This window comes from Ruminococcus sporogenes, from assembly GCF_054655175.1.
Map to the genome: position 1 here is coordinate 274,579 of NZ_BAAHOA010000002.1, position 16,413 is coordinate 290,991.

General features: G+C 34.4%; 12 protein-coding genes. 2 read left to right on the forward strand and 10 right to left on the reverse strand.

What is annotated here, in order from left to right; translation table 11 throughout:
- Positions 1–28: 28 nt before the first annotated feature.
- The 3 genes from ACYQ0N_RS07795 to ACYQ0N_RS07805 form a co-directional block, all read right to left on the reverse strand.
- The gene (locus ACYQ0N_RS07795) at positions 29–1,828 is read right to left on the reverse strand and encodes a Na/Pi cotransporter family protein (RefSeq protein ID WP_177533046.1); all 1,800 of its coding nucleotides are present in this window, start codon (positions 1,826–1,828) and stop codon (positions 29–31) included.
- Between the two features lie 187 nt (positions 1,829–2,015).
- The gene (locus ACYQ0N_RS07800) at positions 2,016–4,253 is read right to left on the reverse strand and encodes a DNA gyrase subunit A (RefSeq protein WP_177533047.1); all 2,238 of its coding nucleotides are present in this window, start codon (positions 4,251–4,253) and stop codon (positions 2,016–2,018) included.
- 24 nt (positions 4,254–4,277) lie between these two features.
- A complete protein-coding gene (locus ACYQ0N_RS07805; protein ID WP_460162373.1) occupies positions 4,278–6,260 on the reverse strand; it encodes a toprim domain-containing protein in 1,983 nt (660 codons plus the stop codon).
- A gap of 378 nt (positions 6,261–6,638) precedes the next feature.
- On the opposite strand from ACYQ0N_RS07805, the gene ACYQ0N_RS07810 reads away from it, so the two are divergent.
- The gene (locus tag ACYQ0N_RS07810) at positions 6,639–9,257 is read left to right on the forward strand and encodes a valine--tRNA ligase (protein WP_460162374.1); all 2,619 of its coding nucleotides are present in this window, start codon (positions 6,639–6,641) and stop codon (positions 9,255–9,257) included.
- A gap of 25 nt (positions 9,258–9,282) precedes the next feature.
- On the opposite strand, the gene ACYQ0N_RS07815 is transcribed toward ACYQ0N_RS07810, so the two are convergent.
- The 7 genes from ACYQ0N_RS07815 to ACYQ0N_RS07845 all read right to left on the reverse strand — a co-directional run bounded on the left by ACYQ0N_RS07815 (position 9,283) and on the right by ACYQ0N_RS07845 (position 15,474).
- Positions 9,283–9,615 carry a hypothetical protein gene (locus ACYQ0N_RS07815; RefSeq protein WP_177533050.1) on the reverse strand — a complete coding sequence of 111 codons (333 nt, stop codon included), beginning with the start codon at positions 9,613–9,615 and terminating at the stop codon, positions 9,283–9,285.
- Between the two features lie 8 nt (positions 9,616–9,623).
- Positions 9,624–10,124, reverse strand: coding sequence for a GNAT family N-acetyltransferase (locus ACYQ0N_RS07820; RefSeq protein WP_177533051.1), 501 nt, complete (start codon positions 10,122–10,124; stop codon positions 9,624–9,626).
- Between the two features lie 11 nt (positions 10,125–10,135).
- On the reverse strand, positions 10,136–11,254 hold the full coding sequence (locus ACYQ0N_RS07825; protein WP_177533052.1) for a zinc ribbon domain-containing protein: 1,119 nt from the start codon (positions 11,252–11,254) through the stop codon (positions 10,136–10,138).
- A 97-nt stretch (positions 11,255–11,351) separates the two neighbouring features.
- Positions 11,352–11,873, reverse strand: coding sequence for a type IV pilin protein (locus ACYQ0N_RS07830; protein WP_177533053.1), 522 nt, complete (start codon positions 11,871–11,873; stop codon positions 11,352–11,354).
- 93 nt (positions 11,874–11,966) lie between these two features.
- Positions 11,967–12,503: a type IV pilin protein gene (locus tag ACYQ0N_RS07835; protein WP_177533054.1), complete on the reverse strand. Its 537-nt coding sequence runs from the start codon at positions 12,501–12,503 to the stop codon at positions 11,967–11,969.
- A gap of 219 nt (positions 12,504–12,722) precedes the next feature.
- Positions 12,723–13,787 (reverse strand): type IV pilus twitching motility protein PilT, encoded by a 1,065-nt coding sequence (locus tag ACYQ0N_RS07840; RefSeq protein WP_177533055.1) that lies wholly within the window; start codon positions 13,785–13,787, stop codon positions 12,723–12,725.
- Between the two features lie 16 nt (positions 13,788–13,803).
- The gene (locus ACYQ0N_RS07845; protein WP_460162375.1) at positions 13,804–15,474 is read right to left on the reverse strand and encodes a GspE/PulE family protein; all 1,671 of its coding nucleotides are present in this window, start codon (positions 15,472–15,474) and stop codon (positions 13,804–13,806) included.
- 87 nt (positions 15,475–15,561) lie between these two features.
- Here ACYQ0N_RS07845 and ACYQ0N_RS07850 point away from each other — a divergent pair, with 87 nt between their 5' ends.
- Positions 15,562–16,383: a prepilin peptidase gene (locus ACYQ0N_RS07850; RefSeq protein WP_177533057.1), complete on the forward strand. Its 822-nt coding sequence runs from the start codon at positions 15,562–15,564 to the stop codon at positions 16,381–16,383.
- Positions 16,384–16,413 lie beyond the last annotated feature (30 nt).

The window sequence follows — 16,413 nt, forward strand, 5'->3', positions numbered from 1 at the left end:
AACTTGTTTTACTCCTTTTTACTATATTTTAATTTATATTATATTTTATAGAATATTCATTAAAAGCGTCCATATATTCTTTAGATTCTCCCTTATGAATTCTTTGAATATATTCGTGGTGATTGAGTTCGTCTTTAGGATTATTCTTAGTCAATATATGAACTCCTATATTTGAACAATGATCTGCTACTCTTTCCATATCGGATAAAATATCAAGGAAATGAACTCCACGGTCAATAGCACAGCTTCCTTCTTTTAATCTGTCTATATGTCTGTTTTTAAGTTTATATTCCAACTGATCAATAGTTTCTTCTAAAGGTTCGATTTTAATAGCGGTTTCAGAATCGTCATATTCGACAGTCATAACTGCCATTTCTATAATTTCTGTTACCGCAGATGATATAAGCTTCATATCTCTGATAGCTTCTTCTGATAGCGCCTGTTCTTTATCATGCATATTTTCAGCACGCTCCATTATATTATATGCATAATCGCCTATTCTTTCAAAGTCAGTGATTGTATGAATTAAGGAAGTAACGCTCCTACTTTCAGTTGCATTAAGCTCACAATCTGTAATAGAAACAAGATAAGAATTAAGTTTATCTTCTATACGATCGATAATACTTTCGCGTTCTTTAATTTTTTCAATACCTTTAATATCAAAATTTTCATATAGCTCGCAGCTTAATTGAAAATTCTTTTTTGATAAATTTCCCATATAAGCAACGGCATTTTTTGCATGCTGTATAGCGAGCGACGGAGACTTGAGAAAACGTGAATCAAGCATACTTTCACCCGTATCCATTGCAGAATCGTCATCATCTTCTTCAGGTGAATTTCTTATTGTCAGAACAGCGAGCTTTTCAAGCAGCTTATGAAATGGAATAAAGATCAAAGTAACTACTACATTAAAAAATGTGTGAAAGTTGGCTATCGAACCCATATCCATAACATTATTCCAGCCATCAATCATTCCGGCAGCTTTTAAGATATAAATAAACACAAGAAAAATCAAGGTTCCTATAAGATTGAAATAAAAATGAACCATAGCGGCGCGTTTTGCGTTTTTGCTTGCGCCTATACTTGAAATTATGGACGTAGAGCACGTACCGATATTTTGTCCCATAATAATAGGGAAAGCTGCTGAAAATTTAAGCAAACCTGTAGTTGAAACTGCCTGTAAAATACCGATTGAAGCTGAAGAGCTTTGTATTACAGCCGTTATAATTGTACCTGCCAATATTCCAAGAACAGGATTTTCCAAGCTTGCAAATACGCTTCTAAATGCCTCAAGCTCAGAAAGAGGTTTAACGGAATCGGTAAGAGAAAGCATTCCTGTAAATAAAATACCAAGTCCAAGACAAATATCGCCTATTGATTTTATGTTATCCTTCTTAGTAATCATAATAATCAATATTCCAATTATAGCTAAGAATGGAGCAAGGTATGTCGGTGTAAGGAATTCCATGGCGGTTCCAAGAGATTCGTTGTTTTCAAGATCTCCTAATCTTAAAATCTGTCCGGTTATAGTAGTTCCTATATTTGCTCCCATTATGATGCCTACGGCAGACGATAGCTTTAAAATACCGGAATTAACAAGACCTACGACTATAACTGTCGTTGCGCTTGAGCTTTGAATTACCGCAGTAACCAAGGCGCCCAAAATAACAGCCTTAAATATGTTATTTGTGAGCTTTTCTAATATTTTTTCCATTTTTCCGCCGGAAATTTTCTCCAACCCTGCTCCCAGAATATGCATACCGTAAAGAAGCAAGGCAATACCGCCGAAGGTAGTAATACAAATTTGAATTATTTCAGTTGTTGACATAACTTCCTCCCAAGAAGCGCCCTCTATACTTTTATATTTTTTTACTTGTATTTTACTATTATTTAACACAAGCACATTCATTATAACATAGACAATGAAAAAAGTACATACCAAACTGAAAAAACGACAAAATCTGCAAATTTAGGATAAATATAATCTGATATTTTATACATTATTATCAAATTTACTATAATTTTAACTGGTCTATATTCATTAAATCCTTTGAGCTTATTCCTGAAGCCGGTATTTTTAAAGAAATATATTTTTTATATTTCTTCAAATCATCTTCCTTAATACTTATTGCATTTTCCATTATTTCATTTTCCTTCAGATTCATAACCTGTACTCCGATAGTATCACGAGAAGATTTAGAATTCAACAGCGATGTATTAAAAATCAAAGCTTTTCCGGAAGATGATTTTGCGATAACGTCAATATCTTCATTGATCTGACAGATATAAATAAGTTCATGCTTTCCTGAATACGCATTGGCAAGTTTTTTTCGGTTTGTTTTAGTTGCATAAGATGAAAGATATACTTTCGCCGCTTTTCCGTTTTTAAAGAAAAACAGCATGTACCCTTCATAATTGTCGGTCACTGCCATATATACAAGACTTTCGTTTTCATCAAAACCAAGTTTAACAGGTATATAATCTCCTAACACGCTTGCCTTAGTATCATCGAAAGCCGACGCTTTTGTTTTATAAACCTGACATTGATTGGTAAAGAATAATAAGTCAGTTTTGTTTGTAACTTCGTAATGAGCTATAATTCTATCTCCGTCTTTAAGCTTCTGTTCATTGCTCATCCGAAGTGATTGAGGAGTAATCTTTTTAAGATATCCGCTTTCAGATAAAAATATATTAACCGGATAATCCGGCGTTTCCTCTTCAAAATCTGGTTCGACTATATCATTTTTATAATAAAACATAGTATTTCTTGGTTTGCTGTATTTTTTTGCGACATTTCGAAGTTCTGATATAATTATATTTCTGACCTTTTTCTTATCAGAAAGTATACCTTCCATTTCACTTATATCTTTTTCAAGATTCTCTATTTCCTTTAATCGATTTAATATATACTCGCGATTAAGATGCCGGAGCTTTATTTCCGCTACATATTCAGCCTGTGTTTCATCTATCCCAAATCCCGTCATCAAATTTGGAATAACTTCGTTTTCTTCCTCGGTTTCTCTTACAATTTTTATTGCCTTGTCTATATCTAATAAAATTTTTTCAAGACCTTTAAGAAGATGAAGCTTTTGTTTATTTTTATTTAGATCAAAATAAACCCGTCTTTTAACGCATTCTTCTCTGAATGCCACCCATTCTCCTAATATTTCTCTAATTCCCATAACCCGCGGAACTCCGCCGATAAGAATATTGAAATTACATGAATAATTATCCTGAAGAGGAGTAAGCTTAAAAAGCTTGTTCATTAACTTCTCCGGATCCACTCCCCTTTTTAAATCTATCGCTATTTTAAGACCGTTCAAATCTGTTTCATCGCGTATATACGAAATTTCCTTGATTTTCCCCTGTTTTATCAAATCAATTATTTTTTCTATTATCGCCTCAATAGTAGTGCTATAAGGAATCTGGGTTATTTCAATGCAATTTGCAGATTTATCGTAATTATACTTGGATCGCAGCTTTATAGAGCCTCTCCCCGTTCGGAAAATTTCTTTTATTTCCTCTTCATCATAAAGCATAAATCCGCCTCCCGGAAAATCCGGGCCTTTTAAAGTGCTTATAATATCGTGATCAGGATTTTTTATATACGCTATACATGTTTCACATACCTCAGCCAGATTAAATGGACACACACTGCTTGCCATTGATACTGCTATTCCCATGTTCGCATTTACCAGTATTGTCGGAAAAGTAGTCGGAAATAATGTAGGCTCGGTAGTAGAATTATCATAATTAGGTACAAAATCAACTGTATCTTTATCTATATCTCTGAAAAGTTCGTTGCATATTGGATCAAGCTTTACTTCGGTATATCTTGACGCGGCATATGCCATATCCCTTGAATATGATTTTCCGAAATTACCCTTTGAATCAACATACGGATGAAGCAGCGTTTCATTTCCTCTTGAAAGCCTAACCATAGTTTCATAAATTGCACCGTCTCCGTGAGGATTAAGCTTCATAGTTTCACCAACTACATTTGCCGACTTGGTTCTTTTCCCTGTCAGCAGACCTTGCTTATACATAGTATAAAGCAATTTTCGGTGTGAAGGCTTAAAGCCGTCAATCTCAGGAAGGGCTCTTGAAACAATGACGCTCATAGCATAAGGCATATAATTTTTTTCAAGAGTATCCGTTATTTTTTCCTGAACAACTATACCCGCGTTTTCAATAAACGCATCGGGATAATTTCTTTTTATTTTGCCAGAGCCGTCTTTGCTTTTTTTAGGCATTTTGTTCACTCCTTTAAACCGTATTTATGAAATATCCGCCATATCCAAATAGTCGCTTCCATATTTTGAAATATAATCTTTTCGTCCCTGTAAATCATCTCCTAAAAGCATATCAAACATATGAACTGTTTCTTCAAAACTATCCGGAGTGACTTTTATCAGACGACGCGTTTCTGGATTCATAGTAGTCAACGACATCATGTCAGGCTCATTTTCGCCGAGTCCTTTAGAACGTTGGAGGGTATATTTTTTATTTCCGATAATTTTTAATATATCGCTTTTTTCCTTTTCATTATAAGCGAAAAAAGTTTTATCTTTAGTAGTAATCTCAAACAAAGGCGATTCAGCGATATATACATAGCCCTGTTCAATCAATGTAGGCGTTAATCTGTAAAGCATTGTCAGTATCAAGGTACGTATCTGAAAACCGTCTACGTCAGCGTCTGTACATATTACTATTTTATTCCATTTCAGTCCGTCAAGATTAAAATAAGAAAAATCCTTGTTTGCTTTGGTTCTTACTTCAACGCCGCATCCCAATACCTTTATTATATCAACAATAATATCATTCTTAAATATTTTATTAAAATCTGCTTTAAGACAATTAAGTATTTTCCCTCTTATGGGTATAACCGCCTGAAATTCAGATTCCCTTGCAAGTTTTACGGATCCGAGAGCCGAATCTCCTTCTACTATATAAAGCTCTCGTCTGTTTACGTCCTTCGTGCGGCAATCAACAAACTTTTTTACCATATTAGATAAATCTATTGTTCCCGCAAGCTTTTTCTTTAAATTCAAACGCGTTTTTTCAGCATTTTCACGGCTGCGTTTGTTTACCATAATTTGCTCAGATATTTTCAGAGCTTCATCAGGATTTTCTATAAAATAAACTTCAAGCTGATGCTTTAGGAATTCTGTCATCGACTCATATATAAATTTATTAGTAATAGATTTTTTAGTTTGATTTTCATATGAAGTCTGAGTCGAAAAAGACGATGAAACAAGTATCAGACAATCTTCAACATCAGCAAAGGTTATTTTTCCCTCATTCTGTTTATATTTATCATTTTGTTTCAAGTACGAATCTATTTGTGAAACAAAAGCCTGCTTTACCGCCCTTTCCGGAGAGCCGCCATGCTCGAGAAAGCTTGAATTATGATAATATTCTATTTTTTTAATTTGATTAGAAAATGTAAGCGCAAAGGACATCTTAACCTTATATTCCGATTTATCGTCTCTGTCGCGGCCTCTTTTTTCTGTCTGCCAAAACTGAACCGATGTAAAATTCTGCCCGTTTGCAATTTCATTTACATAATCGGTTATACCATTCTCATAAATATATTCAGTTTCACTAAATGAACCGTCCTCATTTTGACTACGATAAATAAAAAGAAGATTAGGATTTATAACGGCCTGCCGTTTTAAAACGTCTCTAAAAAAATCATCTTCGGCGTTAATATCTGTAAATACTTCTAAATCCGGTTTCCATTTGGTTTTTGTACCTGTTTGCTTTTGAGCGGTCTTTTTTTTAGTCAATCCCCCTATATTTTCTCCCTTTTCAAAATGAAGGTTATATTTGTATCCGTCTCTGACTACTTCGACGTCCATAAATTCAGAAGCAAACTGAGTTGAACAAAGTCCAAGACCGTTAAGTCCGAGAGAATATTCATACATTTCAGAATTGTCATCGTACTTGCCTCCGGCATAAAGCTCGCAGTATACAAGCTCCCAATTATAACGCTGTTCCGTTTTATTGAAATCAACAGGACATCCTCTGCCAAAATCCTCTACTTCTATCACATTATCAATATATTTAGTTACAATTATTTTATTGCCAAATCCTGAGCGAGCCTCATCAATGGAATTGGATATTACTTCAAATATTGAATGTTCGCATCCGTCAAGCCCGTCAGAACCAAAAATAACTCCCGGACGTTTTCTGACTTTATCCGGACCTTTCAGCATGGTAATACTCTCATTACCATAATCCTGATTTTTTTTTGCCATAATTTATGCCCCTTCTTAAATCTCAAACTATTTAATAATACCACAAATTATACATTTTTGCAAGTTTAAGGTACTGTAATTTTAGTTAATCAATTTTCAGTTACTGTTTTCTCATATTATAACGATATTTATAATTCAATATTCTTGACAAAATTAATCCAATAAAGTATAATTAAAAAGAAAGTTTACCAATGAATCGGAGATAATTATGAAAATTCACTTTTATACAAGCGAATATGTAGTCAGAAACGTCTATTTTTAGATGTTTTACTGCTATTCATGATTATTTTTAATATGTATTATGACAGCCTTGAAGCAGTAAATACAAGTACTCTGCATAGGCTGTTTATTTTGTATTATGAATTGGAGATGTTTAAAATGAGAAAGGAACTTGCAAAATCTTATAGTCCCAAAGATTTTGAGGACAGAATTTATAAGTACTGGAATGAAAACAACTGCTTTAAGGCTGAAATTGATAAAAACAAAAAGCCTTATACCATTGTTATACCTCCCCCGAATATTACAGGTCAGCTTCATATGGGACATGCGCTCGACGAAACTCTTCAGGATATACTCATAAGATGGAAGAGAATGTCCGGTTACGCTGCATTATGGCTTCCGGGAACCGATCATGCTGCAATTGCAACTGAAGCTAAAATCGTTGAATCCATGAAAAAAGAAGGTATAACCAAAGAAGACCTTGGACGAGAAGGCTTTATGAAGCGCGCATGGGAATGGAAAGAAAAATACGGCGGACGTATAGTAGAACAACTAAAAAAACTTGGCTCCTCATGCGATTGGTCAAGGGAACGTTTTACAATGGATGAAGGCTGTTCAAAAGCTGTTAAAGAAGCTTTTGTAAATTACTATAATAAAGGCCTTATTTACAGGGGAGAAAGAATTATTAACTGGTGTCCAAACTGTAAAACCTCGCTGTCTGACGCTGAAGTTGAATATGAAGATCAATCAGGATATTTCTGGCATCTCAGATATAAAATTAAGGACAGCAACGATTATCTAGAATTAGCTACTACACGTCCTGAAACTCTTCTGGGGGATACGGCGGTTGCTGTAAATCCTGATGACGAACGTTATAAAAATCTTATTGGGAAAACTGTTATACTTCCAATTGTTCATAGAGAAATACCTATTATTGCAGACAGCTATGTAGAAATGGATTTCGGTACGGGAGTAGTTAAAATTACGCCGGCACACGATCCCAATGATTTTGAAGTAGGTCTTCGTCATAATCTTCCGGTTATAAATGTTATGACAGATGACGCTAAAATTACCGATGATTACCCCAAATATGCCGGCATGGACAGATATGAGGCAAGAAAAGCAATTGTTTCAGATCTGGAAGCCGAAGGCGCTCTCGTTAAAATAGAAGATTACAGCCACAATGTTGGAACATGTTATAGATGCGGTACAACAGTTGAACCAAAAGTATCTACTCAATGGTTTGTAAAAATGAAGCCGCTTGCCAAGCCAGCTATTGATGCTGTTAAAAAGGGCGAAACAAAATTCGTACCTGAGAGATTTGATAAAATATATTTTCACTGGCTTGAAAATATTAGAGATTGGTGTATATCAAGACAAATCTGGTGGGGACATCAGATACCTGCTTTTTATTGTGACAAGTGTGATAAAATGACAGTTACAAAAGAAAATAAAGCAATTTGTCCTAAATGTGGATTAGAAATGAGACAGGATCCCGATACTCTTGACACATGGTTTTCGTCTGCACTATGGCCGTTTTCCACATTAGGATGGCCTGATAAATCTGACGATTTCAATTATTTTTATCCTACCAATACTCTTGTGACGGGTTATGACATAATTCCATTCTGGGTAATGAGAATGATGTTTTCAGGTATTGAGTATACCGGACAGGTTCCGTTTAAAACCGTGCTCATTCACGGACTTGTACGTGATTCACAGGGAAGAAAAATGTCAAAATCTCTTGGCAATGGTATTGATCCTCTTGAAGTAATAGATAAATACGGCGCCGACGCATTAAGATTCATGCTCGCTACAGGTAACTCCCCCGGAAATGATATGAGATATATTGAAGAAAAAGTAAAGTCGGCAAGAAACTTTGCTAATAAGCTATGGAATGCTTCAAGATTTATTATAATGAATCTTGACGACGATTTTAAGCGCGGCGATCTCCCGGAATATTTAAATATAGAAGATAAATGGATTGTAAGTAAATTTAATACACTTGCAAAAGAGGTTAATTATAATCTTGAAAAATTTGAGCTCGGAGTTGCAGTTTCAAAGCTTTATGACTTTATATGGGATATATATTGCGATTGGTATATTGAACTGACAAAACCAAGAATACAAGAAGGAGGAGAAACAAAAGCTACGGCTCAATCTGTTTTAGTTTGGGTTATGAAGGGAATGCTCAAGCTTCTGCATCCATTTATGCCTTATATCACAGAAGAAATATGGCAGGTACTAACTGATCAGAGTAGTCCGATTATGATTTCTGACTATCCCGTTTATAATGAAAAATATTCTTATAAACAGGAAGAAGATGATTTCTCAAAAATAATAGATGCAATTAAAGCGGTTAGAAACAGAAGAACAGAAATGAATGTACCGCCTTCAGTTAAAGCAAAAATATATATTGAAACGAAAGACATCGAATTATTTAATAAATGCAGCATATTTTTTGAAAGACTTGCTTCAGCTACTGAAATTGAAGTATCAGAAAAATATGACATCGCTGAATCTGTAACAGCAGTTACAGACAGTGCAAGACTTTTTATTCCGCTTACGGATCTAATTGATAAGGAAAAGGAGACGGCACGTTTAAACAAGGAGATTGCAAAGGTACAAAAGGACATAGACTTTTTAAGCGGAAAGCTTAATAACCAAGGCTTTATTTCCAAAGCTCCGGAAAAATTAATAGAGGCTGAAAGAGAAAAACTTTTAAGAGCAGAAGAAAAGATGGAAAAGCTAAAACAATCTATGAAAGCATTTAAATAAAAAATAAAGGGCGCTAAAGCGTCCTTTATTTTTTATGTGCAAATAATTTTTTAAACTTTTTTGATACCGCGATAAAAAACTTTCTGATTGAACGGAATAATTTAAGAATCTTATATTTTAAACTTCTCCTTAAGCGTTCTTCTTCGTCTATTCGTTTCATCATATCTTTAAATTCTTCATATTCAACACCATATTTTTCATATATTTCTCTTGTTGTTTTAGCAGTATTATTCAATAAATCAACCATAAAATATTCTGTAGGTATAGACAGATTTTTACACTTAGGACAATTGATTTCATTATCGCCCATTGCCGGAAAATAGAATTTACAATTTTTACAAATAAATAATCTTAACATTAATTCACCTAACCTATGAGCTTAAGTTCCATTATATAATCATCCATAATAAAACTATTTCCAATATCGGTTTCTACAGAATCAATTATTTTAAATCTTAAATGTTTATAAATGGAAATAGTATTAGAATTATGTTTATTCACAGTCAAATATATAGATCCTAAATCGTTTTCTTTAGCAAAATTAATTACCCTATTAAGTAGAATTTTAGAATATCCATTACCTCGAAAATTCTTTTTAATATAAAGTTTACTTAAAAAAACTTTATTTTTATCCTTTTTAAAACCGCAATAACCAATGTTTTCATTATCATATTTTAAAATAAAATAATTCATGCCTTCTGAAATCTGAGTCTTTATTGATTCAAAGCTTTGAAATTTATTAAGCATATAATCGACCTGATCCTGACCGATTATCGGAACAAAATGCTGATTCCAGATTTCCTTTGCTAATTTTTCAAGCTGACAAATTTTATCATCTGAATCTACGGTATCTATTTTATATATCATAAGCTCTTCCTTTATTTAAGTTTATTACCGCATCTGCTGCAAAAAACAGACGTACTTTTATTTTGATGTCCGCATTGACTGCATATCCCTAATGTATTTTTTTCTGTACCAGAAGTTATCGTCGACGCTTCTTCCCCGCTGTTAAATGATTCAGCCGCACTAATTTCTTTAATGGATTCATCACTTAAATTTACAGAAGTTTCCTTTGCATTTCTGCCTTCTTTATACTTTTTATTTAAAACCGCTGAAATTATAATGAATATATCCCCGTACAACATAACTGCTGCCGAATATAAGATAAAAGGTATTATTGATGAAGATAAAAGTACATTAACGGCATTATATTCTGGCACAAATTTGATAAGCAGATAAAAAACTAATAAACCTAAAAACATAATAGACGCAGGAGTCGCTACTGCTGCACCGTATTTATTAAAAACCTTTGCAGCCCGCCTTGAATTTGCTTTATATACTACTATCCATTGAATTAATATAATTATTATCAATGCAGATAAAAATATAATATTTGCATAGGAAAAAAATGTTTGTACAAGCTTTGTTCCGAAAGACGTATCAATATATTTTTGTGAAAAGTTTTCAAAATCTTTAAGTTCGGATAAATCATCCCTGAGCTGTTCCTTATCGGGATCAAGAAAACGTAGTCCCGCTTCATCAAAAAGAAGATTTGCATTATCATCTATTAATTTTATTATTTCGTCCGAAGTAATATATGGAAGCTCTCCGTTATCCATAACAAAATCTTGATAAGCATATATTTTGTCTATAAGGAATTCCTTAATAAATGTATCAGATAAGATATTATCAATATTTTCAATGGTTATTCTTTCATCATTTACATATGTATTATAAATATATTCATTAAGCAGCATACCGTCATCAACTTCAATTTTTGAAAGATCAGCTTTATTTACCGCCTTTATCAGCATGTCCCTATTAACAATAGTTCTCAGCGACAGAGTAATAATAAGACATATAGCGGAGATAATAAGCACAATAAAGCAAATGACAGAATTGACCGCTACCCCGCCTGAATTTTTTTTAGGCGCTTTTTCACCGCATACGCAAACCTCGTTTGCAAAAACCTTTTCACCGCAATTTTTACATAGCATTGATAAGTCCTCCAAATTTATATTATTTTAATTATATCATTACCGCTAATTTATGTCAATATAAAATCATGCGTAATTGCAGCGATAAGTAAAATATTTATGGAGCTGAAGCTATTTCGTCCCATTTTATTTTAATATTTTTACTTTTATCATAGCTGTCATAATCATCTGTCAGTGGATATATTCCTACATATTTATCGTTTTCCGAATCTGAATATAATACATATTTAACCTTATAATCCTCGATAATCAATGCCCAGGAGCCGTTGTCTAAATGAGTATTAAGAGTCTTAAGCTTGTTATAAAATTCCGGAATATCGCTGGCGTCAGGAGTTGCCGTATCATTAAAGGTTTTACCGGACAGATTTCCGAACGTATGATTTCCGCTGAAAAGCTTAGAGTTTCCGGGGCTTATAGCTCTATCAATTATTTCATATCTCTGAACTACAGTCTGCGCCGCATTAAATATTGATTCTGCCTGCTTGTTAGCCGATTCAAATTTAGATTTACCAACCTGCCTAACCATATTCGGAACTGCTACCGTTGCAAGTATCCCTATAATGGCTATTACAACAACCAGTTCAATAAGTGTATACCCATTAAAATTATATTTTTTCATTTAATACCCCCTTATCGCTTCTCATATAAATAAGGTCCCCGAATACACAGGAACCTTATTTAAAATTTATTTCAGGAAGGGAAAACTTGAAAATTAACTAGCTTCAGTTGGAGAAGTATTATTATATCTACTTACAATCTCCTCGAATGTTTTTTCATCTTCATATTCATCCATTGTTACAGCATCAGGATAAGAACCTATATAATCAGAATCTTTTTCTTGATAAACAACATAATCAACTTGACCATCTGATCCAAATGTAATATTTAGATCTCCACTTAAATCTGGAATAGCTTTATTTAAGGCCGATGTAAAATCGCCTACATTTTCTCCACCTTTTAATTCAATACTTGCCGTTGCCGTTGCATATGTACCACTTAATGTTTTATCATCCATTTCCAACTCGGCAGCAATTAGATTTGCTTGTTCACCAATTTTTGCAGCAGCATCATTTGCAGTTGAAAGCCGAGATTTTTTGACATAATTCATCATATTAGGAATAAGTACTGCCGCAAGAATACCAATAATAGCTATAACAACTATAAGTTCAACAAGTGTAAATCCTTTTAATCTTTTCTTTTTGCCATTTGTTTTTAGTGAATAATTTTTGATTTTCTTATTTGTTTTCATAACTAACCTCCTAAATCAGTGAAACAATTCTGTATAAATTAGAGAAATAATTTGACGTCATTTTCCAGTATCTCTTTGGTATGTATATATAATATCATATGCGATTTTTATTGTCAATAGATTTTAAAATCTTCTACATTTTAAGAGTTTTAAACGTTTTCAAATATATTAATTTCGTCGTTTTACACAAATATTTTCAACTCTTTGTTGAATGTATCGCTATCTTGCATTAAGAAACCGATAAAATTCTTGTTTATCATGACATTTTTCGAGAGCATGCTCTTCATTGATAATTCCTTTTTTAGTAAGTCTTGCGAGTTCCTGATCAAGACATTGCATACCGTTTTGCCTTCCCGTCTGTATTGCGGATTGTATAAGATGTACCTTATTATCTCTTATCATAGCCGAGCACGCGTCCGTCACATTTAATATTTCTTGAGCGGCAATTCTTCCTTTTCCGTCAGCAGTAGGTACAAGAGTCTGTGAAATAACCGCAACAAGAACATTCGCAAGCTGAGCTCTTATTTGCTGCTGCTGGTGTTCCGGATAAACGTCAATTATACGGTTTATTGTGTCAGACGCGCTTGTTGTGTGAAGCGTTGAAAAAACAAGATGACCTGTTTCAGCAGCGGTTACAGCCGCTGAAATGGTCTCAAAATCACGCATTTCTCCTACAAGTATTACATCGGGATCCTCACGAAGCGCGGCCCTTAGTGCGGACGCAAAGTCCGGTACATCCATTCCGACCTCTCTCTGATTTACCATACAGCGTTTATGCTCATGCATATATTCTATAGGATCCTCTACGGTAATTATATGCGCACTTTTATGAATGTTTACATAATCTATCATTGCAGCAAGAGTAGTTGACTTACCAGAGCCGGTCGGACCGGTTACAAGTACAAGACCTCTTGGACGCATGCAAAAATCAGAAAGAATATCAGGCAGCTTCAATTCTTCAAGTGTTGGAATATCGTTTCTTAAAAGACGTATAGCAATTGCCGTATTGCCTCTTTGAAAATAAATATTGACTCTGTGACGAAAACCGCTTTCTGTTACATAAGAAAAATCAGTATCAATACTTTGAGCGATACTCGCCTTTTGAGCGTCGTTCGTCATTTGCTTCATTACATCCATAATAATATCATTAGTTAAAGACGGATATTCCGACATTTGTTTTAATGATCCATGAAGACGTACAATAGGCGGAATATCGGTAGTGAAATGCAGATCCGAACACCCTAAAGCTCTTGCCTCATCAAGAATTTTGTTAATATCAATCATTTATATACCTCCAATTTTAAATAGTGTATGTAACTCTGACAAGTTCGTCAATAGTAGTACTACCACTTCTAACAAGCATTGAAACATTTTCTCTCAACAGCTTAGTTCCATGAGCCTTTGCGGCATTTTCAAGCTGATCCTTATTTGCCCCGTCTACTATAAGTTCTGATATATCGTTTGTACAATGAATAATTTCATGTATAGCTGTTCTTCCCTTATATCCGGTATTATTGCATTCAGAACATCCGCATGCGTCAAAAATTGTAACAGAACTGCATATTCCCATAAGCCCATTTTCTTCGTCCGTAGACAAACGAGGCTTTTTGCATTTAGGACATAAAACCTTAACCAGACGCTGAGCTACTACGCCGATCAAGGACGATGCAACCATATACGACGGTACTCCCATATCAACAAGTCTTGTAATTGTAGACGCTGCATCGTTCGTGTGAAGTGTTGATAGCACCAGATGTCCCGTAATAGCGGCTCTGATACCGATTTCAGCCGTTTCGGTATCGCGCATTTCACCTATCATGACAATATCCGGATCCTGACGTAAAATGGATCGTAAAGCCGCCGCAAAGGTCATACCGGCCTTTGTATTTACCTGAACCTGATTAATTCCGTCGATATTCTTTTCAACAGGGTCTTCAACTGTTATTACATTAACATTTGGTCTGGCAATTTCACCTAAAGCAGCGTAAAGAGTAGTAGTTTTACCTGATCCGGTGGGACCGGTAACAAGTATAACTCCATGTGGACATTTAAGCATTTTTTCAAACATTCCGTAATTATAATCAGTCATACCAAGATCCGTAATTTTACGAAGCGAAATAGATCCGTTTGAGAGAATACGTATAACTATCTTTTCGCCGTTTACGGTAGGCAGAGAAGAAACACGGACATCAAGAGTCACTCCGTCGACAACCTGCGTAAAACGACCGTCCTGCGGTAGACGCTTTTCAGCAATATTCATTCCGCTGATAAGCTTAAGTCTGGTTGCCAGTGAATTATGAACAACGTTGGAAACATTCATGAGCTCTATCAGGTCTCCGTTTACACGTACTCTTATTCTTGTATATTTTTTAAAGGGTTCAATATGTATATCTGTTGCGTCGGCACGGAAACCGTTTTCTACAATGGTAGTGGCAAGCTTTACTATAGGAGCGCTTTCAATTCGTTCCTTTGCTCCCTCGTCTACCTTTTCCTCTACGCTATGCTGAGCAACGTCCTCAATAACGCTGTCAACCTTTTGCTTTTGATATGTTTTTCCTATAGCCTTGTTTATAGCAGTTTTTGTAGCTAAAACGGGAATAGTATCCATACCTGTCGATACCTTAATATCTTCAAGTATATTGAAATTTATAGGATCGTCTGTGGCAACGGTAAGCCTTTTTCCTTGCACATTAATTCCTATAACAGTATGTTTTTTTGCAAGAGCTTCAGGTATTTTTTTAGCCGCTTCCTCATCAATCTCCATATTCGATAAATCAACAAAGGGCACCTTAAGCTTACTTGCTAAAGCCTGAGCGAATTTGACCTCCGACAGCATACCGAGTTCTATAATAATTTCTCCAAAACGCTTAGTTCCCTGTGATTCCTTCTGAACCTGCAAAACCTTTATAAGTTGTTCTTCTGTTATCAATCCCTTTGAAACAAGGTAATCGCCGATTCTTATATTCCTCATTATGACCTCCGGATTAATTTAAACTTGTATTTACTGTAAATCTATGTTAAAATATAAATGCACCATTATAAAGAGGAGGATTAAATAATGTCCGACACTATTTTAGGTCTTGAAAACTTAGATCCCACTTTTTACATTATATTTTATTCCATTATTTTTGTATTAGGTATCTGCATAGGCAGTTTTTTAAATGTAGTAATATGCCGTCTGCCGAAAGGTGAATCCCTTATGAAAAACTCGTCTCACTGCGTCAAATGCGGCTCAAAAATAAAAAAATGCGATTTAATTCCAGTTATTAGCTGGATCTTCTTAAAAGGAAAATGCAGAAAATGCGGGAACAGAATTTCATTAAGATATCCTTTTGTTGAAATACTAAACGCATTTTTATATATTATAACCTTTCTTGTAATGGATTTCAATGTCCAATCAATAATTATATGCATTTTCTTTTCGATTTTAATTGTAATTGGATTTATTGATCATGATTTCCTTGAAATAGATACAAGATTACTAATAGCAATTTGCATTCTTGCTGTAATTTCTGCATTTTTTACTGACAGCCTTACAATATTACAGCGTGTTACAGGCGGTTTATTAATTAGTGTGCCGTTTTTTCTTATCGGTGAAATTTCCGCGGAAATAATTTTAAAAAATACCGGAGAAAAAATAAGAGGAATTGAGCTTGGAGATACAATTCTAATGGCTTCATCGGGTCTGCTGATAGGAAACAAAAGTATAGTAATTTCAGCGTTTTGCGGTATATTATTTGCGGCGGCAGGAGGTCTATATCAAAAACGAAAAAGCGGAGAATCTAAATTTGCTTTTGGACCTTATTTGGCAATCGGACTTTTTATTGGGACGCTATGGGGTGAAAAGTTAGTAGATATTTGGCTGAATATGTTTATATAATTATCAGGCAGTTTAATTAGACTGCCTGAT

Bases quoted from the DNA above. Each gene is read 5' to 3' on its own strand.
- ACYQ0N_RS07795 (WP_177533046.1), bottom strand. From the start codon at position 1,828: ATGTCAACAACTGAAATAATTCAAATTTGTATTACTACCTTCGGCGGT.
- ACYQ0N_RS07815 (WP_177533050.1), bottom strand. From the start codon at position 9,615: ATGTTAAGATTATTTATTTGTAAAAATTGTAAATTCTATTTTCCGGCA.
- ACYQ0N_RS07840 (WP_177533055.1), bottom strand. From the start codon at position 13,787: ATGATTGATATTAACAAAATTCTTGATGAGGCAAGAGCTTTAGGGTGT.
- ACYQ0N_RS07825 (WP_177533052.1), bottom strand. From the start codon at position 11,254: ATGCTATGTAAAAATTGCGGTGAAAAGGTTTTTGCAAACGAGGTTTGC.
- ACYQ0N_RS07810 (WP_460162374.1), top strand. From the start codon at position 6,639: ATGAGAAAGGAACTTGCAAAATCTTATAGTCCCAAAGATTTTGAGGAC.
- ACYQ0N_RS07800 (WP_177533047.1), bottom strand. From the start codon at position 4,253: ATGCCTAAAAAAAGCAAAGACGGCTCTGGCAAAATAAAAAGAAATTAT.
- ACYQ0N_RS07850 (WP_177533057.1), top strand. From the start codon at position 15,562: ATGTCCGACACTATTTTAGGTCTTGAAAACTTAGATCCCACTTTTTAC.
- ACYQ0N_RS07830 (WP_177533053.1), bottom strand. From the start codon at position 11,873: ATGAAAAAATATAATTTTAATGGGTATACACTTATTGAACTGGTTGTT.
- ACYQ0N_RS07805 (WP_460162373.1), bottom strand. From the start codon at position 6,260: ATGGCAAAAAAAAATCAGGATTATGGTAATGAGAGTATTACCATGCTG.
- ACYQ0N_RS07845 (WP_460162375.1), bottom strand. From the start codon at position 15,474: ATGAGGAATATAAGAATCGGCGATTACCTTGTTTCAAAGGGATTGATA.
- ACYQ0N_RS07835 (WP_177533054.1), bottom strand. From the start codon at position 12,503: ATGAAAACAAATAAGAAAATCAAAAATTATTCACTAAAAACAAATGGC.
- ACYQ0N_RS07820 (WP_177533051.1), bottom strand. From the start codon at position 10,124: ATGATATATAAAATAGATACCGTAGATTCAGATGATAAAATTTGTCAG.